At 52.1% G+C, this 21,035-nt stretch carries 15 protein-coding genes; 9 read left to right on the top strand and 6 right to left on the bottom strand.

The window, feature by feature from the left end; translation table 11 throughout:
- Positions 1-142 precede the first annotated feature (142 nt).
- A complete protein-coding gene (gene nadC / locus AACU19_RS04075) occupies positions 143-1,036 on the bottom strand; it encodes a carboxylating nicotinate-nucleotide diphosphorylase (protein ID WP_001135153.1) in 894 nt (297 codons plus the stop codon).
- An 87-nt stretch (positions 1,037-1,123) separates the two neighbouring features.
- Between nadC and ampD the strand changes: the two genes are divergently transcribed.
- Positions 1,124-1,675 (top strand): 1,6-anhydro-N-acetylmuramyl-L-alanine amidase AmpD, encoded by a 552-nt coding sequence (gene ampD / locus AACU19_RS04070; RefSeq protein ID WP_000923726.1) that lies wholly within the window; start codon positions 1,124-1,126, stop codon positions 1,673-1,675.
- The gene (ampE, locus tag AACU19_RS04065; RefSeq protein ID WP_000172005.1) at positions 1,672-2,526 is read left to right on the top strand and encodes a beta-lactamase regulator AmpE; all 855 of its coding nucleotides are present in this window, start codon (positions 1,672-1,674) and stop codon (positions 2,524-2,526) included. The genes ampD and ampE overlap by 4 nt, the downstream gene beginning before the upstream one ends.
- 42 nt (positions 2,527-2,568) lie before the next feature.
- Here the strand turns inward: ampE and aroP are convergent, their stop codons facing one another.
- Complete coding sequence (aroP, locus tag AACU19_RS04060) at positions 2,569-3,942, bottom strand: aromatic amino acid transporter AroP (RefSeq protein WP_000969915.1); 1,374 nt, start codon at positions 3,940-3,942, stop codon at positions 2,569-2,571.
- 540 nt (positions 3,943-4,482) lie between these two features.
- Between aroP and pdhR the strand changes: the two genes are divergently transcribed.
- The 4 genes from pdhR to lpdA all read left to right on the top strand — a co-directional run bounded on the left by pdhR (position 4,483) and on the right by lpdA (position 11,610).
- Positions 4,483-5,247 carry a pyruvate dehydrogenase complex transcriptional repressor PdhR gene (gene pdhR / locus AACU19_RS04055; RefSeq protein WP_000331776.1) on the top strand — a complete coding sequence of 255 codons (765 nt, stop codon included), beginning with the start codon at positions 4,483-4,485 and terminating at the stop codon, positions 5,245-5,247.
- 160 nt (positions 5,248-5,407) lie between these two features.
- Positions 5,408-8,071 (top strand): pyruvate dehydrogenase (acetyl-transferring), homodimeric type, encoded by a 2,664-nt coding sequence (gene aceE, locus AACU19_RS04050; RefSeq protein ID WP_000003821.1) that lies wholly within the window; start codon positions 5,408-5,410, stop codon positions 8,069-8,071.
- 14 nt (positions 8,072-8,085) lie between these two features.
- On the top strand, positions 8,086-9,978 hold the full coding sequence (gene aceF / locus AACU19_RS04045; protein WP_105278711.1) for a pyruvate dehydrogenase complex dihydrolipoyllysine-residue acetyltransferase: 1,893 nt from the start codon (positions 8,086-8,088) through the stop codon (positions 9,976-9,978).
- A 207-nt stretch (positions 9,979-10,185) separates the two neighbouring features.
- A complete protein-coding gene (lpdA, locus tag AACU19_RS04040) occupies positions 10,186-11,610 on the top strand; it encodes a dihydrolipoyl dehydrogenase (protein WP_000102485.1) in 1,425 nt (474 codons plus the stop codon).
- 69 nt (positions 11,611-11,679) lie between these two features.
- Here the strand turns inward: lpdA and AACU19_RS04035 are convergent, their stop codons facing one another.
- Positions 11,680-13,530 carry a DUF3300 domain-containing protein gene (locus AACU19_RS04035; protein ID WP_105278710.1) on the bottom strand — a complete coding sequence of 617 codons (1,851 nt, stop codon included), beginning with the start codon at positions 13,528-13,530 and terminating at the stop codon, positions 11,680-11,682.
- Between the two features lie 354 nt (positions 13,531-13,884).
- On the opposite strand from AACU19_RS04035, the gene acnB reads away from it, so the two are divergent.
- A complete protein-coding gene (gene acnB, locus AACU19_RS04030) occupies positions 13,885-16,482 on the top strand; it encodes a bifunctional aconitate hydratase 2/2-methylisocitrate dehydratase (protein ID WP_012599867.1) in 2,598 nt (865 codons plus the stop codon).
- Between the two features lie 174 nt (positions 16,483-16,656).
- The gene (gene yacL / locus AACU19_RS04025) at positions 16,657-17,019 is read left to right on the top strand and encodes a protein YacL (RefSeq protein ID WP_000384317.1); all 363 of its coding nucleotides are present in this window, start codon (positions 16,657-16,659) and stop codon (positions 17,017-17,019) included.
- Between the two features lie 37 nt (positions 17,020-17,056).
- Here the strand turns inward: yacL and speD are convergent, their stop codons facing one another.
- From speD to AACU19_RS04010, 3 genes are all read right to left on the bottom strand, one after another.
- Positions 17,057-17,851 (bottom strand): adenosylmethionine decarboxylase, encoded by a 795-nt coding sequence (gene speD, locus AACU19_RS04020; protein ID WP_000734290.1) that lies wholly within the window; start codon positions 17,849-17,851, stop codon positions 17,057-17,059.
- Between the two features lie 15 nt (positions 17,852-17,866).
- A complete protein-coding gene (gene speE, locus AACU19_RS04015) occupies positions 17,867-18,733 on the bottom strand; it encodes a polyamine aminopropyltransferase (protein WP_000818419.1) in 867 nt (288 codons plus the stop codon).
- A 105-nt stretch (positions 18,734-18,838) separates the two neighbouring features.
- Entirely contained in the window at positions 18,839-19,186 is a 348-nt protein-coding gene (locus AACU19_RS04010; protein WP_001295568.1) for a YacC family pilotin-like protein, read from the bottom strand.
- Between the two features lie 165 nt (positions 19,187-19,351).
- Between AACU19_RS04010 and cueO the strand changes: the two genes are divergently transcribed.
- Positions 19,352-20,902 carry a multicopper oxidase CueO gene (gene cueO / locus AACU19_RS04005; protein ID WP_105278709.1) on the top strand — a complete coding sequence of 517 codons (1,551 nt, stop codon included), beginning with the start codon at positions 19,352-19,354 and terminating at the stop codon, positions 20,900-20,902.
- Positions 20,903-21,035 lie beyond the last annotated feature (133 nt).

Below are 21,035 nucleotides of genomic sequence, written 5' to 3'. Positions count from 1 at the left end.
GGCAAAAAACGAAACGGGAAAGCAGCTTCCGGAGTTTTTTATTACGTTGCAGCGAAAGACAAGAAATTTGCGAGGCGTTACGAAGAAAGTTGGGAAAGGGGAGATTATCCGCCCGCGATGGAGCGGATAAATCTGTCAGCAATCAGCGAAAACGCATTGAAAGGTCGAGTGCCTGTACGTGTTTAGTTAGCGCACCGACGGAGATAAAGTCCACGCCCGTTTCGGCAAATTCGCGCAGTGTTTTGTCAGTGACGTTGCCAGACACTTCCAGTAGCGCCTTGCCGTTGGTGCGTTTGACGGCTTCGCGCATCTGTTCTGTTTCGAAGTTATCCAGCATGATGATATCGGCACCTGCTTTCAGGGCTTCATCAAGTTCTTCCAGATTCTCTACTTCGACTTCTACTGGCGCATCTGGGTGCAGCCAGGACGCTTTTTCGACCGCCTGGCGCACTGAGCCGGAGGCAATAATATGGTTTTCTTTGATCAGGAAGGCATCAGAAAGCCCCAGGCGGTGATTCGCTCCGCCGCCGCAAAGTACCGCGTATTTCAGAGCTGAACGCAGGCCGGGTAAGGTTTTGCGCGTATCCAACAACTGCGTGTTGGTGCCCTCCAGTAATTCGACATAGTGGCGTACCTTACTGGCAACCCCTGAAAGGGTTTGCACAAAATTAAGTGCAGTGCGTTCGCCCGTTAACAGCACGCGGGATGGGCCTTCAAGTTCGAACAAGGGTTCATTGGCGTTGATGACATCGCCGTCATCCACATGCCAGATTATGGTGACATCGTCGCCTGCCAGTTGAATAAACACCTCTTCAACCCAGCGTTTGCCGCAAAATACGCCATTCTCGCGTGTGATCACTGTGGCATGAGAGCGAGAGTTTTCCGGTAAAAGTTTTGCCGTAATGTCATTGTTGGCATCGACTGTTCCGCCTAAATCTTCCCGCAGCGCCTGGGCCACCGCGCCGGGGATATCGAGATTAATGCGTTCCAGCAGCTCGTCACGTCGGGTGTCAGGGTTATAGCGGCGAGGCGGCATGTTAAAACTCCAGATAGCTAACGAATCATAAGGTAGAAACATGCTACTCTGAACCGGGTATTAGCACCACATATAAGGAGATCCTGCATGTTGTTAGAACAGGGGTGGCTGGTTGGCGCGCGCCGCGTTCCCTCACCACATTACGATTGCCGCCCGGATGATGAAACACCCACCCTGCTGGTGGTGCACAATATTAGCCTGCCGCCAGGCGAGTTTGGCGGTCCGTGGATCGACGCATTATTCACTGGAACTATTGATCCGCAGGCACATCCTTTCTTTGCTGAGATCGCCCATTTGCGCGTCTCCGCTCACTGTTTGATTCGCCGCGATGGTGAAATAGTCCAGTATGTTCCTTTTGATAAACGTGCCTGGCATGCCGGAGTCTCTCAGTATCAGGGGCGCGAACGCTGCAATGATTTTTCTATTGGGATTGAACTGGAAGGCACCGATACGCTGGCGTATACCGATGCGCAGTATCAACAGCTTGCGGCGGTTACGCGGGCACTGATTGATCGCTATCCAGATATCGCTAATAACATGACGGGCCATTGTGATATTGCGCCGGATCGGAAAACCGATCCCGGTCCTGCATTTGATTGGGCACGGTTTCGTGCACTGGTCAGCAAGGAGACAACATGACGCTATTTACAACCTTACTGGTGTTAATTTTCGAGCGCCTGTTTAAGTTGGGCGAGCACTGGCAGCTTGATCATCGTCTTGAAGCGTTCTTTCGGCGGGTGAAACATTTTTCTCTCGGGCGCACATTAGGCATGACCATTATTGCAATGGGCGTGACTTTTTTACTGTTACGCGCATTGCAGGGAGTATTGTTCAACGTTCCCACGCTGCTGGTGTGGCTGCTGATTGGTTTGCTGTGTATTGGCGCAGGTAAAGTTCGTCTTCATTATCATGCTTATCTGACAGCTGCTTCACGTAATGATAGCCATGCCCGTGCCACGATGGCTGGCGAACTCACCATGATTCACGGCGTCCCGGCAGGCTGCGATGAACGTGAGTATTTGCGTGAGCTGCAAAATGCATTGCTGTGGATTAACTTTCGTTTTTATCTTGCTCCGTTGTTCTGGCTGATTGTGGGGGGAACCTGGGGACCCGTTACGCTGATGGGGTATGCGTTTTTGCGTGCATGGCAATACTGGCTGGCGCGTTACCAGACGCCGCATCACCGTTTACAGTCCGGCATTGATGCCGTGCTTCATGTACTGGATTGGGTGCCGGTTCGTCTTGCGGGTGTGGTATATGCCTTGATCGGTCATGGGGAGAAAGCGTTACCGGCCTGGTTTGCTTCGCTGGGTGATTTCCATACTTCGCAATATCAGGTATTAACGCGTCTGGCACAGTTCTCTCTGGCGCGTGAACCGCATGTCGATAAGGTGGAGACGCCAAAGGCAGCGGTTTCCATGGCGAAGAAAACCTCGTTCGTGGTCGTGGTGGTAATTGCGCTACTGACGATTTACGGGGCGTTGGTGTAAAGATTATTGCCCTCACCCTGCACGGGTGAGGGCGTAGAGAGATTAATGCGCTTTTACGGCTTTGGCGGTTTTCTCTTTAAACAGATAGCCGATACCTAACACGATCAGCCATACCGGGATCAGGTATACCGAAATCGCCATTCCTGGGGTCATCAGCATAATCACCAGTACCGCCGCCATAAACAGCAGGCAGATCCAGTTACCCAGCGGATAAAGCAGAGCAGGGAAGCGAGTTACCACGCCTTGTTCCTGCTTGGCGCGACGGAATTTCATATGCGCCAGGCTAATCATCGCCCAGTTGATGACCAGTGCAGATACCACCAGCGCCATTAACAGTCCGAATGCGGATTCCGGTGCAAGGTAGTTAATCAGCACGCACAATGCCGTAACCAGCGCAGACACCAGAATAGTGTTAACCGGTACACCGCGTTTGTCGACAGACGCCAGCGCTTTTGGCGCGTTGCCCTGTTGTGCCAGACCAAACAGCATACGGCTGTTGCAATATACGCAGCTGTTGTACACGGAGAGCGCAGCAGTCAGTACTACGATGTTCAGCGCATTCGCCACAAAGGTATCGCCCAATTCGTGGAAGATCAGTACAAACGGACTGGTATCAGCAGTAACGCGGGTCCATGGCATCAGCGAGAGCAGAACGGCTAATGAACCAATATAGAAAATCAGGATGCGGTAGATAACCTGGTTAGTTGCTTTTGGAATGCTTTGCTCCGGGTTATCAGCTTCTGCGGCAGTAATCCCTACCAGTTCAAGTCCCCCAAACGAGAACATGATAATTGCCATCATCATCACCAGCCCGGTGAAGCCATGCGGCAGGAAACCACCTTGATCCCACAGGTTGCTGACGGTCGCCTGCGGGCCACCGTTGCCACTGAACAGTAGCCAGCCGCCGAAGATGATCATCGCTACCACCGCAATAACTTTGATAATGGCAAACCAGAACTCCATCTCACCAAACACTTTAACGTTAGTCAGGTTGATGGCGTTGATCACCACAAAGAATACGGCGGCAGAAACCCAGGTGGGGATTTCCGGATACCAGAACTGAATGTATTTACCCACGGCAGTCAGCTCTGCCATGGCAACTAAAACGTACAGTACCCAGTAGTTCCAGCCAGAAGCGAAACCGGCAAAACTGCCCCAGTATTTATAAGCAAAGTGGCTAAAGGAGCCTGCGACAGGTTCTTCGACCACCATTTCACCTAGCTGACGCATGATCAGAAAGGCGATAAAACCAGCAATGGCGTAACCCAGGATAATCCCTGGCCCTGCGGACTGTATTACGGAGGCGCTACCCAGAAATAGCCCGGTCCCTATCGCGCCACCCAGCGCGATAAGCTGAATATGGCGGTTTTTAAGGCCGCGCTTTAGCTGCTCGCCGTGCTGTTGACCTTCCATCATGAAACCTCGTACGGTGATTGTTTTTTTGATCTACGCAGTGATGCGTGTGTAAGTTTGCAATTCCGTTTTTTGTATTGATTTGTTTACATCAAAGACGTTTGAATTGTTACAAAAGGACTTCCGTCAGATAAAGAATAATGGTATGCGGCAGCGAATGCACCCGCTTTATGCATGGTTGAAGATGAGTTGCTTAAAAAGGAACCGTTTGTAAAGGTCAGCCTCAAATCCCCTCAACATACAGAATGAATATAAATTCATTATTTTTGAATTAAAAATCGATAAATTGGTAAGTGAATCGGTTCAATTCGGATTTTTATAGTTTAATAATCGTTAAAAAATCCCTTTCCTACGTAAAGTCTACATTTGTGCATAGTTACAACTTTGAAACGTTATATATGTCAACTTGTTAAAATGTGCACAGTTTCATGATTTCAATCAAAACCTGTATGGACATGAGGTGAATACTTTGTTACTTTAGCGTCACAGACATGAAATTGGTAAGACCAATTGACTTCGGCAAGTGGCTTAAGACAGGAACTCATGGCCTACAGCAAAATCCGCCAACCAAAACTCTCCGATGTGATTGAGCAGCAACTGGAGTTTTTGATCCTCGAAGGCACACTCCGCCCGGGCGAAAAACTCCCACCGGAACGCGAACTGGCGAAACAGTTCGACGTCTCCCGTCCCTCCTTGCGTGAGGCGATTCAACGTCTCGAAGCAAAGGGCTTGTTGCTTCGTCGCCAGGGTGGCGGCACTTTTGTTCAGAGCAGCCTCTGGCAAAGTTTCAGCGATCCGCTGGTGGAGCTGCTCTCCGACCATCCTGAATCACAGTATGACTTGCTCGAAACACGACACGCCCTGGAAGGTATCGCCGCCTATTACGCCGCGCTGCGTAGTACCGATGAAGACAAGGAACGCATCCGTGAACTCCACCACGCTATAGAGCTGGCGCAGCAGTCTGGCGATCTGGACGCGGAATCAAACGCCGTACTCCAGTATCAGATTGCCGTCACCGAAGCAGCCCACAATGTGGTTCTGCTTCATCTGCTAAGGTGTATGGAGCCGATGTTGGCTCAGAATGTCCGTCAGAACTTCGAATTGCTCTATTCGCGTCGCGAGATGCTGCCGCTGGTGAGTAGTCACCGCACTCGCATATTCGAAGCGATTATGGCCGGTAAGCCGGAAGAAGCACGCGAAGCATCGCATCGCCATCTGGCCTTTATCGAAGAAATTTTGCTCGACAGAAGCCGTGAAGAGAGCCGCCGTGAGCGTTCTCTGCGTCGTCTGGAACAACGAAAGAATTAGTGATTTTTCTGGTAAAAATTATCCAGAAGATGTTGTAAATCAAGCGCATATAAAAGCGCGGCAACTAAACGTAGAACCTGTCTTATTGAGCTTTCCGGCGAGAGTTCAATGGGACAGGTTCCAGAAAACTCAACGTTATTAGATAGATAAGGAATAACCCATGTCAGAACGTTTCCCAAATGACGTGGATCCGATCGAAACTCGCGACTGGCTCCAGGCGATCGAATCGGTCATCCGTGAAGAAGGTGTTGAGCGTGCTCAGTATCTGATCGACCAACTGCTTGCTGAAGCCCGCAAAGGCGGTGTCAACGTAGCCGCAGGCACCGGTATCAGCAACTACATCAACACCATCCCCGTTGAAGAACAACCGGAGTATCCGGGTAATCTGGAACTGGAACGCCGTATTCGTTCAGCTATCCGCTGGAACGCCATCATGACGGTTCTGCGTGCGTCGAAAAAAGACCTCGAACTGGGCGGCCACATGGCGTCCTTCCAGTCGTCCGCAACCATTTATGATGTGTGCTTTAACCACTTCTTCCGTGCACGCAACGAGCAGGATGGCGGCGACCTGGTTTACTTCCAGGGCCACATCTCCCCGGGCGTTTACGCACGTGCTTTCCTGGAAGGTCGTCTGACTCAAGAGCAGCTGGATAACTTCCGTCAGGAAGTTCACGGCAATGGCCTCTCTTCCTATCCGCACCCGAAACTGATGCCGGAATTCTGGCAGTTCCCGACCGTATCTATGGGTCTGGGTCCGATTGGTGCTATTTACCAGGCTAAATTCCTGAAATATCTGGAACACCGTGGCCTGAAAGATACTTCTAAACAGACCGTTTACGCCTTCCTCGGCGACGGCGAGATGGACGAACCAGAATCCAAAGGTGCGATCACCATCGCTACCCGTGAAAAACTGGATAACCTGGTCTTCGTTATCAACTGTAACCTGCAGCGTCTTGACGGCCCGGTCACCGGTAACGGCAAGATCATCAACGAACTGGAAGGCATCTTCGAAGGTGCTGGCTGGAACGTGATCAAAGTGATGTGGGGTAGCCGTTGGGATGAGCTGCTGCGTAAAGATACCAGCGGTAAACTGATCCAGCTGATGAACGAAACCGTTGACGGCGACTACCAGACCTTCAAATCGAAAGATGGTGCATACGTTCGTGAACACTTCTTCGGTAAATATCCGGAAACCGCAGCTCTGGTTGCAGACTGGACTGACGAGCAGATCTGGGCGCTGAACCGTGGCGGTCACGATCCGAAGAAAATCTACGCTGCATTCAAGAAAGCGCAGGAAACCAAAGGCAAAGCGACAGTAATCCTTGCTCATACCATTAAAGGTTACGGCATGGGCGACGCGGCTGAAGGTAAAAACATCGCGCACCAGGTTAAGAAAATGAACATGGACGGCGTGCGTCATATCCGCGACCGTTTCAATGTGCCGGTGTCTGATGCTGATATCGAAAAACTGCCGTACATCACCTTCCCGGAAGGTTCTGAAGAGCATACCTATCTGCACGCTCAGCGTCAGAAATTGCACGGTTATCTGCCAAGCCGCCAGCCGAACTTCACCGAGAAGCTGGAGCTGCCGAGCCTGCAAGACTTCGGCGCGCTGCTGGAAGAGCAGAGCAAAGAGATCTCTACCACTATCGCTTTCGTTCGTGCCCTGAACGTGATGCTGAAGAACAAGTCGATCAAAGATCGTCTGGTGCCGATCATCGCCGACGAAGCGCGTACTTTCGGTATGGAAGGTCTGTTCCGTCAGATTGGTATTTACAGCCCGAACGGTCAGCAGTACACCCCGCAGGACCGCGAGCAGGTTGCTTACTATAAAGAAGACGAGAAAGGTCAGATTCTGCAAGAAGGGATCAACGAGCTGGGCGCAGGTTGTTCCTGGCTGGCAGCGGCGACTTCTTACAGCACCAACAATCTGCCGATGATTCCGTTCTACATCTATTACTCGATGTTCGGCTTCCAGCGTATCGGCGATTTGTGCTGGGCTGCTGGCGACCAGCAGGCACGTGGCTTCCTGATCGGTGGTACTTCCGGTCGTACCACCCTGAACGGCGAAGGTCTGCAGCACGAAGATGGTCACAGCCACATTCAGTCGCTGACTATCCCGAACTGTATTTCTTACGACCCGGCTTACGCTTACGAAGTTGCTGTCATCATGCATGATGGTCTGGAGCGTATGTACGGTGAGAAACAAGAGAACGTTTACTACTACATCACTACGCTGAACGAAAACTACCACATGCCGGCAATGCCGGAAGGTGCTGAGGAAGGTATCCGTAAAGGTATCTACAAACTCGAAACCATTGAAGGTAGCAAAGGTAAAGTTCAGCTGCTGGGCTCCGGTTCTATCCTGCGTCACGTCCGTGAAGCGGCAGAGATCCTGGCGAAAGATTACGGCGTAGGTTCTGACGTATATAGCGTGACCTCCTTCACCGAACTGGCGCGTGATGGTCAGGATTGTGAACGCTGGAACATGCTGCACCCGCTGGAAACTCCACGCGTTCCGTATATCGCTCAGGTGATGAACGACGCTCCGGCAGTGGCATCTACCGACTATATGAAACTGTTCGCTGAGCAGGTCCGTACTTACGTACCGGCTGACGACTACCGCGTACTGGGTACTGATGGCTTCGGTCGTTCCGACAGCCGTGAGAACCTGCGTCACCACTTCGAAGTTGATGCTTCCTACGTGGTTGTAGCGGCGCTGGGCGAACTGGCTAAACGTGGCGAAATCGATAAGAAAGTGGTTGCTGACGCAATCGCCAAATTCAACATCGATGCAGAAAAAGTTAACCCGCGTCTGGCGTAAGAGGTAAAAGAATAATGGCTATCGAAATCAAAGTACCGGACATCGGGGCTGATGAAGTTGAAATCACCGAGATCCTGGTCAAAGTGGGCGACAAAGTTGAAGCCGAACAGTCGCTGATCACCGTAGAAGGCGACAAAGCCTCTATGGAAGTACCGTCTCCGCAAGCGGGTATCGTTAAAGAGATCAAAGTCTCTGTGGGCGATAAAACCCAGACTGGCGCACTGATTATGATTTTCGATTCCGCCGACGGTGCAGCTGACGCTGCACCTGCTCAGGCAGAAGAGAAGAAAGAAGCAGCTCCGGCAGCAGCACCCGCGGCTGCGGCGGCAAAAGACGTAAATGTTCCGGATATCGGCAGCGATGAAGTCGAAGTGACCGAAATCCTGGTGAAAGTGGGCGACAAAGTTGAAGCTGAACAGTCGCTGATCACCGTAGAAGGCGATAAAGCTTCTATGGAAGTTCCGGCTCCGTTTGCTGGCACCGTGAAAGAGATCAAAGTGAACGTGGGTGACAAAGTGTCTACCGGCTCGCTGATTATGGTCTTCGAAGTCGCGGGTGAAGCAGGCGCGGCAGCTCCGGCGGCTAAACAGGAAGCGGCTCCGGCAGCGGCCCCTGCACCCGCGGCTGGCGTGAAAGAGGTTAACGTTCCGGATATCGGCGGTGACGAAGTTGAAGTGACCGAAGTGATGGTGAAAGTGGGCGACAAAGTTGCCGCTGAACAGTCACTGATCACCGTAGAAGGCGATAAAGCGTCTATGGAAGTTCCGGCTCCGTTTGCAGGCGTCGTGAAGGAACTGAAAGTCAACGTTGGCGATAAAGTGAAAACTGGCTCGCTGATTATGATCTTCGAAGTTGAAGGCGCAGCGCCTGCGGCAGCTCCTGCGAAACAGGAAGCGGCAGCGCCGGCTCCGGCAGCAAAAGCTGAAGCTCCGGCAGCAGCACCGGCTGTAAAAGCAGAAGGCAAATCTGAATTTGCTGAAAACGACGCTTACGTTCACGCGACTCCGCTGATCCGCCGTCTGGCACGCGAATTTGGCGTTAACCTGGCGAAAGTGAAGGGCACTGGCCGTAAAGGTCGTATCCTGCGCGAAGACGTTCAGGCTTACGTGAAAGAAGCGATCAAACGTGCAGAAGCGGCTCCGGCGGCAACTGGCGGCGGTATCCCTGGCATGCTGCCGTGGCCGAAGGTGGACTTCAGCAAGTTTGGTGAAATCGAAGAAGTGGAACTGGGCCGCATCCAGAAAATCTCTGGTGCGAACCTGAGCCGTAACTGGGTGATGATCCCGCATGTTACTCACTTCGACAAAACCGATATCACTGAGCTGGAAGCGTTCCGTAAACAGCAGAACGAAGAAGCAGCGAAACGTAAGCTGGATGTGAAGATAACCCCAGTTGTCTTCATCATGAAAGCCGTTGCTGCGGCACTTGAGCAGATGCCTCGCTTCAACAGTTCTCTGTCGGAAGACGGTCAGCGTCTGACCCTGAAGAAATACATCAACATCGGTGTGGCGGTGGATACCCCGAACGGTCTGGTTGTTCCGGTATTCAAAGACGTCAACAAGAAAGGCATCATCGAGCTGTCTCGCGAGCTGATGACTATTTCTAAGAAAGCGCGTGACGGTAAGCTGACTGCGGGCGAAATGCAGGGCGGTTGCTTCACCATCTCCAGCATCGGCGGCCTGGGTACTACCCACTTCGCGCCGATTGTGAACGCGCCGGAAGTGGCTATCCTCGGCGTTTCCAAGTCCGCGATGGAGCCGGTGTGGAATGGTAAAGAGTTCGTGCCGCGTCTGATGCTGCCGATTTCTCTCTCCTTCGACCACCGCGTGATCGACGGTGCTGATGGTGCCCGTTTCATTACCATCATTAACAACACGCTGTCTGACATTCGCCGTCTGGTGATGTAAGTAAAAGAGCCGGCCCAACGGCCGGCTTTTTTCTGGTAATCTCATGAATGTATTGAGGTTATTAGCGAATAGACAAATCGGTTGCCGTTTGTTGTTTAAAAATTGTTAACAATTTTGTAAAATACCGACGGATAGAACGACCCGGTGGATGATGGGCGTCATAAAAAAAACGTCAGACCCGCCGGAGATAAATATATAGAGGTCATGATGAGTACTGAAATCAAAACTCAGGTCGTGGTACTTGGGGCAGGCCCCGCAGGTTACTCCGCTGCCTTCCGTTGCGCTGATTTAGGTCTGGAAACCGTAATCGTAGAACGCTACAACACCCTCGGCGGTGTTTGCCTGAACGTCGGCTGTATCCCTTCTAAAGCACTGCTGCACGTAGCAAAAGTTATCGAAGAAGCCAAAGCGCTGGCTGAACACGGTATCGTCTTCGGCGAACCGAAAACCGATATCGACAAGATTCGTACCTGGAAAGAGAAAGTGATCAATCAGCTGACCGGTGGTCTGGCTGGTATGGCGAAAGGCCGCAAAGTCAAAGTGGTCAACGGTCTGGGTAAATTCACCGGGGCTAACACCCTGGAAGTGGAAGGTGAGAACGGCAAAACCGTGATCAACTTCGACAACGCGATCATTGCAGCGGGTTCTCGCCCGATCCAACTACCGTTTATTCCGCATGAAGATCCGCGTATTTGGGACTCCACAGATGCGCTGGAACTGAAAGAAGTACCAGAACGCCTGCTGGTAATGGGTGGTGGTATCATCGGTCTGGAAATGGGTACCGTATACCACGCGCTGGGTTCACAGATCGACGTGGTTGAAATGTTCGACCAGGTTATCCCGGCAGCTGACAAAGACATCGTTAAAGTCTTCACCAAGCGTATCAGCAAGAAATTCAACCTGATGCTGGAAACCAAAGTTACCGCCGTTGAAGCGAAAGAAGACGGCATTTATGTGACGATGGAAGGCAAAAAAGCACCAGCTGAACCGCAGCGTTACGACGCCGTGCTGGTAGCGATTGGTCGTGTGCCGAACGGTAAAAACCTCGACGCAGGCAAAGCTGGCGTGGAAGTTGACGACCGTGGTTTCATCCGCGTTGACAAACAGCTGCGTACCAACGTACCGCACATCTTTGCTATCGGCGATATCGTCGGTCAGCCGATGCTGGCACACAAAGGTGTTCACGAAGGTCACGTTGCCGCTGAAGTTATCGCCGGTAAAAAACATTACTTCGATCCGAAAGTTATCCCGTCTATCGCCTATACCGAACCAGAAGTTGCATGGGTGGGGCTGACCGAGAAAGAAGCGAAAGAGAAAGGCATCAGCTATGAAACCGCCACCTTCCCGTGGGCTGCTTCTGGTCGTGCTATCGCTTCCGACTGCGCAGACGGTATGACCAAGCTGATTTTCGACAAAGAATCTCACCGTGTGATCGGTGGTGCGATTGTCGGTACTAACGGCGGCGAGCTGCTGGGTGAAATCGGTCTGGCAATCGAAATGGGTTGTGATGCCGAAGACATCGCACTGACCATCCACGCGCACCCGACTCTGCACGAGTCTGTGGGCCTGGCGGCAGAAGTGTTCGAAGGTAGCATCACCGACCTGCCGAACCCGAAAGCGAAGAAGAAGTAATTTTTCGTTTGCCGGGACATCCGGTAATTAAAAAAGCGGCTAACCACGCCGCTTTTTTACGTCTGTAATTTACCTTTCCAGTCGCCTTGCTCCGTGCTCAGAGAGACGTTCGCGTACTGCTGATCGTTGCTCGTTATTCAATCGGGCAGTACGGTTACTGTCGTTTAGACGTTGTGGGCGACTCTCCTGAACTTTCTCCCGAAAAACCTGACGTTGTTCAGGTGATGCCGATTGTATACGCTGGCGGGCGTTATCACGTTGCTGTTGGTTCTGTGGGCGCTGCTGTACTTTTTCCTTAAACACCTGGCGCTGCTCAGGCGAGGCAGACTGAATACGCTCACGTGCTGCCTCTCTTCGCTGCTGGTTCTGTGGGTTAGTCTGCATTTTCTCGCGAACCGCCTGGCGCTGCTCAGGCGAGGCTGACTGAATACGCTCACGTGCCGCTTCTTTTCTCTGCTGGTTCTGCGGGTTAGTCTGCATTCTCTCGCGGACTGCCTGGCGCTGTTCAGGAGAGGCCGACTGATAACGCTGATGAGCGGCGTCCTTTTGTTGCTGGGTCAGTGGTTGGCGACGGCTGAAGTCGCGGAAGTCGTCATAGCTCCCATAGTGTTCAGCTTCATTAAACCGCTGTGCCGCTGCCTGACGTTGGGTATCTCGCGTAATGACGGGTGTGGCGTGTGTTCGTTGCTGAAACTGACTTGCTGCCGCCTGACGCTGGCTGTCGCGTGTTGGAGCAGGTAACTGCGTGGCGCTCATGCCGCCGTTGACATCGGTTTGGTGAAACCGCTTTGCCATATCCTGATCATGATAGGGCACACCATTACGGTAGTTTGGATTGTGCCGCCATGCCATGTTCTTATCAGTAAGATGCTCACCGGTGATACGGTTGAAATTGTTGACGTCGATATTGATGTTGTCGCCGTTGTGTTGCCAGCCATTACCGTCACGATGACCGCCATCGTGGTGGTGATAATCATCATCGTCATGATGATGGTCATGATCGTCGTCATCCCAGTCGATGCTGCTGAATAGTGCGTATGTAGTAGCAACGCCCATGCTATAGCCGAATCCGCGCACAAAGCTGTCAACAAACGGTTCTCCGGCTGGTGGTGGCAGATAAACCGGCGGATACGCAGTATTGGCCCAGTTCCCGTAAACCACGGTTGGGTTGTAGTTGGGAATATAGACCACATCAGGATTGGCGGGCTCAATGGAAATGACGGTTGTTGCAGGCTCTGTAATGACAGGGTTGGCAGTTGTAACGGTATTGGATGGTATAACGGGAGCCGTGACTGTCTGTTTTACCGGTATAGCTTTCTTCGTTGTGGTAATAACTTTCTGTTCGGTTGATGACTTCAGCGAGCCGGTTTGTTGCGCCAGTTGCCGCAACCGCTGTACCGAGTCCATCACGTCCTGCGGCTGCGCCAGAAAAGCATCGCCCAGGTTTTGCACCCATTGCGGGTTTTCGCCCATCAACGCCATCAACTGTGGAAAGGCTACCAGTGATTTGACGCTGGCGTCCCACGGCTGGTCAGATACCGCCTGAATAGCAGCATCGCCTTGTTTAAGTGGATTATCGTGCGACCATTGCACTGCTTGCGCAACGTTTGCCGGATAGGTTGATGCCATTAACACTTGTGAAAGCAAAGAGTCGGGGTACAGCGCGACAGGTGCAACCCATTGATCTATTTGCGCAGTGCTGAATGCGGTTTTAACGACGGCGGGCGTTACGGGCGGTGCGGAAACCGTTGCAGGAAGCGTAACTGCGGTGATGTCAGGCGCAGCCAGTTGTGTCGATTGCGCTTCCACAGGCGCTTCCACTGTGCGGCTTTTTATATATAGCCCGGCAGAGGCGGCACAAAGCCCGGCACTGCAAATTAGCGCCAGCACATGGGGTTTAAACGGCAAAGTCATTTTCATAATTCGGATCTCAAGGAAATCGCAATGGTCGGCGAACTGCCACCCGCAGGTGCTGTGAATCCGAGTATAAAGAGGCGGTAGTTTAAATTTTGACTAATCTTGGGTTTTGTTGAGAAAGGTGATTATCACCATGCGAATTAACGAGGTTTTTACGGAGGGAAACAATCTCTAGACTATCCTTAACGATTCAGCCACTTTTTTATGTTGCTTTTTTGTAAACAGATTAACACATCGTCAAAATCCTGCTATTCTGCCCGTTGCGGTACTGGGCATTTACCCTACAAACTGCTGTCTCACAGGAGCGTGAAGAGAATCGCCTGCCGCACTATGACAATGAGAGCGAGGAGAACCGTCGTGCTAGAAGAATACCGTAAGCACGTAGCTGAGCGTGCCGCTGAGGGGATTGCGCCCAAACCCCTGGATGCAAACCAAATGGCCGCACTTGTAGAGCTGCTGAAAAACCCGCCCGCGGGCGAAGAAGAATTCCTGTTAGATCTGTTAACCAACCGTGTTCCCCCTGGCGTCGATGAAGCCGCCTATGTCAAAGCAGGCTTCCTGGCTGCTGTCGCCAAAGGCGAAGCTAAATCCCCACTGCTGACTCCGGAAAAAGCCATCGAACTGCTGGGCACTATGCAGGGTGGTTACAACATTCATCCGCTGATCGACGCGCTGGACGATGCCAAACTGGCACCGATTGCTGCCAAAGCACTGTCCCACACGCTGTTGATGTTCGATAACTTCTATGACGTAGAAGAGAAAGCGAAAGCAGGCAACGAATATGCGAAGCAGGTAATGCAGTCCTGGGCAGATGCCGAATGGTTCCTGAATCGCCCGGCGCTGGCTGAAAAACTGACCGTTACCGTCTTCAAAGTAACTGGCGAAACCAACACCGATGACCTTTCTCCGGCACCGGATGCGTGGTCACGCCCGGATATCCCACTGCACGCGTTGGCGATGCTGAAAAACGCGCGTGAAGGCATCGAGCCAGACCAGCCGGGTGTTGTTGGTCCGATCAAGCAAATCGAAGCTCTGCAACAGAAAGGTTTCCCGCTGGCGTACGTCGGTGACGTTGTGGGTACGGGTTCATCGCGTAAATCCGCCACGAACTCCGTGCTGTGGTTTATGGGTGAAGATATTCCTCATGTACCGAACAAACGCGGCGGTGGTTTGTGTCTCGGCGGTAAAATTGCACCAATCTTCTTTAACACGATGGAAGACGCGGGTGCACTGCCAATCGAAGTCGACGTCTCTAACCTGAACATGGGCGACGTGATTGACGTTTACCCGTACAAAGGTGAAGTGCGTAACCACGAAACCGGCGAACTGCTGGCAACCTTCGAACTGAAAACCGACGTGCTGATTGATGAAGTGCGTGCTGGCGGTCGTATTCCGCTGATTATCGGGCGTGGCCTGACCACCAAAGCGCGTGAAGCACTCGGCCTGCCGCAGAGCGATGTGTTCCGTCAGGCGAAAGATGTCGCTGAGAGCGATCGCGGCTTCTCGCTGGCGCAGAAAATGGTCGGTCGTGCCTGCGGCGTGAAAGGCATTCGTCCGGGTGCGTACTGCGAACCGAAAATGACCTCTGTCGGTTCTCAGGACACCACCGGCCCAATGACCCGTGATGAACTGAAAGACCTGGCGTGCCTGGGCTTCTCGGCTGACCTGGTGATGCAGTCTTTCTGCCACACCGCGGCGTATCCGAAACCAGTTGACGTGAATACGCACCACACGCTGCCGGACTTCATTATGAACCGTGGCGGTGTGTCGCTGCGTCCGGGTGATGGCGTAATCCACTCCTGGCTGAACCGTATGCTGCTGCCGGATACCGTCGGTACTGGCGGTGACTCCCATACCCGTTTCCCGATCGGTATCTCTTTCCCGGCGGGCTCTGGTCTGGTGGCATTTGCAGCTGCAACAGGCGTAATGCCGCTGGATATGCCGGAATCCGTTCTGGTTCGCTTCAAAGGCAAAATGCAGCCGGGCATCACCCTGCGCGATCTGGTACACGCCATTCCGCTGTATGCGATCAAACAAGGTCTGCTGACCGTTGAGAAGAAAGGCAAGAAAAACATCTTCTCTGGTCGCATTCTGGAAATCGAAGGTCTGCCGGATCTGAAAGTTGAGCAGGCCTTTGAGCTGACCGATGCGTCCGCCGAGCGTTCTGCTGCCGGTTGTACCATCAAGCTGAACAAAGAGCCGATCATTGAATACCTGAACTCTAACATCGTCCTGCTGAAGTGGATGATCGCGGAAGGTTATGGCGATCGTCGTACCCTGGAACGCCGTATTCAGGGTATGGAAAAATGGTTGGCGAATCCTGAGCTGCTGGAAGCCGATGCTGATGCAGAATACGCAGCAGTAATCGATATCGATCTGGCTGATATCAAAGAGCCAATCCTCTGTGCACCGAACGACCCGGACGACGCACGTCCGCTGTCTGCGGTACAGGGCGAGAAGATCGACGAAGTGTTTATCGGTTCTTGCATGACCAACATCGGTCACTTCCGTGCCGCCGGTAAACTGCTGGATGCGCATAAAGGTCAGCTGCCGACCCGTCTGTGGGTGGCACCGCCAACGCGTATGGACGCCGCGCAGTTGACCGAAGAAGGCTACTACAGCGTCTTCGGTAAGAGTGGTGCACGTATCGAGATCCCTGGCTGTTCCCTGTGTATGGGTAACCAGGCGCGTGTAGCAGACGGTGCGACGGTGGTTTCCACCTCTACCCGTAACTTCCCGAACCGTCTGGGGACTGGCGCGAACGTCTTCCTGGCTTCTGCGGAACTGGCTGCTGTTGCGGCGCTGATTGGCAAACTGCCGACGCCGGAAGAGTACCAGACCTACGTGGCGCAGGTAGATAAAACAGCCGTTGATACTTACCGTTATCTGAACTTCAACCAGCTTTCTCAGTACACCGAAAAAGCAGATGGGGTGATTTTCCAGACTGCGGTTTAATAAGTAAGCGCACCCGCTGCGCATAAACGAGACAATGCCCGGTGAATGAGATTCCCGGGCATTTTTTATTTCTAAACCATCGCCGTTCCGCTGTTTTTCTCCGATAAGGCTGCGATAATTAAATCAATGGCGCAATGCGATTTCGGCGCATTGCCGGGAGCAGAGGAACACACTATGGATTACGAATTTCTGCGTGATGTAACCGGAGTGGTAAAGGTGCGCATGTCCATGGGGCATGAAGTCATCGGGCACTGGTTTAATGAAGAAGTGAAAGAAAACCTGGCCTTGCTTGACGAAGTGGAAGACGCAGCGCGCACGCTCAAAGGCAGCGAACGTTCCTGGCAGCGGGCAGGGCATGAATACACCCTGTGGATGGACGGTGAAGAGGTGATGGTTCGCGCCAATCAACTGGAATTCGCTGGCGATGAAATGGAAGAGGGGATGAACTACTACGACGAGGAAAGCCTGTCGCTGTGCGGCGTTGAGGACTTCTTGCAGGTAGTGGCGGCTTATCGCGATTTTGTGCAGCAGAAGTAGATAAATCTGGCGGAGCCTGCGAGCTCCGCCAGAGCCGTTAAACAGCTGGCATATTGCGCCCGTAATAAATCTCGCGCATTTCTTTCCACAGCGCAGCGGTAATTTCCTGGCGCTCGCTGTCGGTTAAATCTTCCGGTTTAGTGTGGAACATGTAGTGCTTAAGATCGAACTCTTTAAGCAACATTTTTGTATGGAAGATATTTTCCTGATAGACGTTCACATCCACCATGTCATACAGCGCCTTCATATCCTCGGACATAAAGTTCTGAATCGAATTAATCTCATGGTCGATAAAGTGCTTCATACCGTTAATGTCGCGGGTAAAACCGCGCACGCGATAATCAATGGTCACGATATCGGATTCAAGCTGGTGGATCAGGTAATTCAGTGCCTTCAACGGAGAAATCACGCCGCAGGTCGAGACTTCAATATCAGCGCGGAAGGTACATAAACCGCCTTCAGGATGGCTTTCCGGATAGGTATGTACGCAAATATGACTTTTATCGAGATGGGCAACGACCGTTTCTGGCAGTGGTCCAGGGTGTTCTGTTTTGTCGATAAGTTTCGGGTCGACCGGTTCTTCACTCACCAGAATAGTGACGCTGGCACCCTGTGGTTCGTAATCCTGGCGGGCGATGTTAAGAATATTGGCTCCGATAATGGAACAGGTTTCTGACAGAATTTCGGTCAGGCGGTTGGCATTATAGAGTTCATCGATATAAGCGATATAACCGTCGCGCTCTTCGGCAGTTTTGGCATAGCAGATATCGTAAATACAAAAACTCAGACTTTTGGTCAGATTATTAAAGCCATGCAGTTTCAGTTTTTTCAATTTCTTATCTTCTCCTTAGGACGGCTGTGAGGCCAGTGCGTCTTGCAGATACTGAGGTAAGGCAAAAGCTGCCGTATGGACTGCCGGATTGTAATAACGGCATTTCAGGCCAGAGGCGAGAAAACGCGCCTGAATAATTTCGCTTGAGAGATGGCGTAAGGCGTCGTTATCTGTCGCCCATGCAAAGGTCATGATGCCGCCGTAATAGGTCGGGATTGCCGCCTGATAAAAGCCAACATCGCTGAAGTAATGGCTGAGTTTACGATAGCTGTCAATGGCCTCTTCCTGCTGTAAAAAGCAGACGCCGTTCTGTGCGACAAAAATACCGCCAGGATTCAGGCAACGTTTGCAGCCTTCATAAAATGCTGAGGTGAAGAGACTTTCGCCGGGACCGATAGGATCGGTGCAGTCGGAGATAATGACATCAAAGGTCTGGCTGGTTTGATTAACGAAATTGACGCCATCGTCGATCACCAGTTTAAAGCGCGGATCGTCGTAGCTACCGGCGTTATGGTTGGGCAGATACTGACGGCAGAACGACACGACACCCGCATCGATTTCCACCATCGTGATTGACTCAACGTTTTTATGTCGGGTCACTTCACGCAGCATGGCACCGTCGCCGCCGCCGATAATCAGCACATGTTTCGCGTGACCGTGGGCTAATAGCGGAACGTGGGTCATCATCTCATGATAGATAAACTCGTCGCGCTCGGTGGTTTGTACTACGCCATCCAGCGCCATTACGCGGCCAAATGCAGCGTTCTCAAAAATGATCAGATCCTGGTGATCGGTCTTTTCATGATACAGAACGTTATCTACCGCAAAGTACTGCCCAAACTGGTCGTGTAGCGTTTCATGCCACTGTTTTTTTTCGGCCATGGGTTGATACCTCCTTTGTTAACACCCGTAAAAAAAGGGCGCAACATAATAGCTAACATTGACCGCGGATGCACGGTCAATATTTCTACAAAAAGGTATCAGGGATTATTTGACGTAGGCAAGCAGGCTTAAGGAATCGCGAGCCAGGGCTTTGCATTTTTTAGCAACGGGAATGCCGATGCCGCTGAGATCGCGGTAGCTGTCTTCACCGAGGGCTTTCATGTCGAAGGTATCGTAGTTGCTGAGATCCCACTGGTTTTGCTGGGCGAAAAAGACCAGTGCGCGACGAATCTGCCCGTTTGGTAAGTTCTGGTAACCACAATCGTTCTTCAGAAAGACAAAAACTGCCGTTAAATCGGCCATATCTTCGGCTTCAGACTCGCTGAGCGCGTAACTGTTTGCGCAGACGGCCATCAAGCTGCCGAATAACACTGTTCTGAAAAACGTCTTCATTGCTTCTACCAGGGGCTTAAAGAAGATAAACGTTAGCACACTGCGAGCGAGGCGACGACCATTATTGTCGATTAAATTGTGTCTGCGGCTTGACCTTCCCGTAAGGGGAAGGACTATGCTCAACGTTTGATTTTGTTTCGCCTGCTTAAGAATAAGGAAATAACTATGCAACGTCGTGATTTCTTGAAATATTCCGTCGCGCTGGGTGTGGCTTCAGCCTTGCCGCTGTGGAGCCGCGCAGTATTTGCGGTGGAGCGTCCAACGTTACCGATCCCTGATTTGCTCACAACTGATGCCCGCAATCGTATTCAGTTAACTGTTGGCACAGGCCAGTCCACCTTTGCCGGAAAAACGGCAACTACCTGGGGCTATAACGGCAATCTGCTGGGGCCGGCGGTGAAATTACAGCGCGGCAAAGCGGTAACGGTTGATATCTATAACCAACTGACGGAAGAAACGACGTTGCACTGGCACGGGCTGGAAGTACCGGGTGAGGTCGACGGCGGCCCGCAGGGAATTATTCCGCCAGGTGGCAAGCGTACGGTGACGTTGAACGTTGATCAACCTGCCGCTACCTGCTGGTTCCATCCGCATCAACATGGCAAAACCGGGCGACAGGTGGCGATGGGGCTGGCGGGGCTGGTAGTGATTGAAGATGACGAGATTCTAAAATTAATGCTGCCAAAACAGTGGGGTATCGATGATGTCCCGGTGATCGTGCAGGATAAAAAATTTAACGCTGACGGGCAGATTGATTATCAACTGGATGTGATGACCGCTGCCGTGGGTTGGTTTGGCGATACGCTGCTGACCAATGGTGCTATCTACCCGCAACACGCCGCCCCGCGCGGCTGGCTGCGCCTGCGTTTGCTCAATGGCTGTAACGCCCGCTCGCTCAATTTCGCTACCAGTGACAATCGCCCGCTGTATGTGATTGCCAGCGACGGTGGTCTGCTACCTGAACCAGTGAAGGTGAGCGAGCTGCCGGTGCTGATGGGCGAGCGTTTCGAAGTGCTGGTGGAGGTTAACGACAACAAACCCTTTGATCTGGTGACGCTACCGGTCAGCCAGATGGGAATGGCAATTGCACCGTTTGACAAGCCGCATCCGGTAATGCGGATCCAGCCGATTTCCATTAGTGCTTCAGGTGCCTTACCTGACGCGTTAAGTAGCCTGCCAGCATTACCTTCGCTGGAAGGGCTGACGGTACGTAAGCTGCAACTCTCTATGGACCCGATGCTCGATATGATGGGTATGCAGATGCTGATGGAGAAATATGGCGATCAGGCGATGGCCGGGATGGACCACAGCCAGATGATGGGCCATATGGGGCACGGCAATATGAATCATATGAACCACGGCGGGAAGTTCGATTTCCACCATGCCAATAAAATCAACGGTCAGGCGTTTGATATGAATAAGCCGATGTTTGCGGCGGCGAAAGGGCAGTACGAGCGTTGGGTTATCTCTGGCGTGGGCGACATGATGCTGCATCCGTTCCATATCCACGGTACGCAGTTCCGTATCTTGTCAGAAAATGGCAAACCGCCAGCGACGCATCGCGCAGGCTGGAAAGATACTGTTAAGGTAGAAGGTAATGTCAGCGAAGTACTGGTGAAGTTTAATCACGACGCACCGAAAGAACATGCATATATGGCGCACTGCCATCTGCTGGAGCATGAAGATACGGGGATGATGTTAGGGTTTACGGTATAAAAAGACCGTATTCGGAAATATGCCCGGATCTCTCCGGGCATTATTCTGCTGACAAACGCAAAACTGCCTGATGCGCTACGCTTATCAGGCCTACGTGAACTCTGCAATTTATTGAATTTGCGAGTTTTAGTAG

The organism is Escherichia sp. MOD1-EC4550 (assembly GCF_963876935.1).
GTDB classification, from domain to species: domain Bacteria; phylum Pseudomonadota; class Gammaproteobacteria; order Enterobacterales; family Enterobacteriaceae; genus Escherichia; species Escherichia coli_F.
This window is presented reverse-complemented; position numbering and strand designations above follow the sequence as displayed.

Coding starts and splice junctions, on each gene's coding strand:
- lpdA (WP_000102485.1), top strand. CDS start 10,186: ATGAGTACTGAAATCAAAACTCAGGTCGTGGTACTTGGGGCAGGCCCC.
- ampD (WP_000923726.1), top strand. CDS start 1,124: ATGTTGTTAGAACAGGGGTGGCTGGTTGGCGCGCGCCGCGTTCCCTCA.
- speE (WP_000818419.1), bottom strand. CDS start 18,733: ATGGCCGAAAAAAAACAGTGGCATGAAACGCTACACGACCAGTTTGGG.
- aceE (WP_000003821.1), top strand. CDS start 5,408: ATGTCAGAACGTTTCCCAAATGACGTGGATCCGATCGAAACTCGCGAC.
- AACU19_RS04035 (WP_105278710.1), bottom strand. CDS start 13,530: ATGAAAATGACTTTGCCGTTTAAACCCCATGTGCTGGCGCTAATTTGC.
- nadC (WP_001135153.1), bottom strand. CDS start 1,036: ATGCCGCCTCGCCGCTATAACCCTGACACCCGACGTGACGAGCTGCTG.
- yacL (WP_000384317.1), top strand. CDS start 16,657: ATGGATTACGAATTTCTGCGTGATGTAACCGGAGTGGTAAAGGTGCGC.
- aroP (WP_000969915.1), bottom strand. CDS start 3,942: ATGATGGAAGGTCAACAGCACGGCGAGCAGCTAAAGCGCGGCCTTAAA.
- ampE (WP_000172005.1), top strand. CDS start 1,672: ATGACGCTATTTACAACCTTACTGGTGTTAATTTTCGAGCGCCTGTTT.
- pdhR (WP_000331776.1), top strand. CDS start 4,483: ATGGCCTACAGCAAAATCCGCCAACCAAAACTCTCCGATGTGATTGAG.
- cueO (WP_105278709.1), top strand. CDS start 19,352: ATGCAACGTCGTGATTTCTTGAAATATTCCGTCGCGCTGGGTGTGGCT.
- aceF (WP_105278711.1), top strand. CDS start 8,086: ATGGCTATCGAAATCAAAGTACCGGACATCGGGGCTGATGAAGTTGAA.
- AACU19_RS04010 (WP_001295568.1), bottom strand. CDS start 19,186: ATGAAGACGTTTTTCAGAACAGTGTTATTCGGCAGCTTGATGGCCGTC.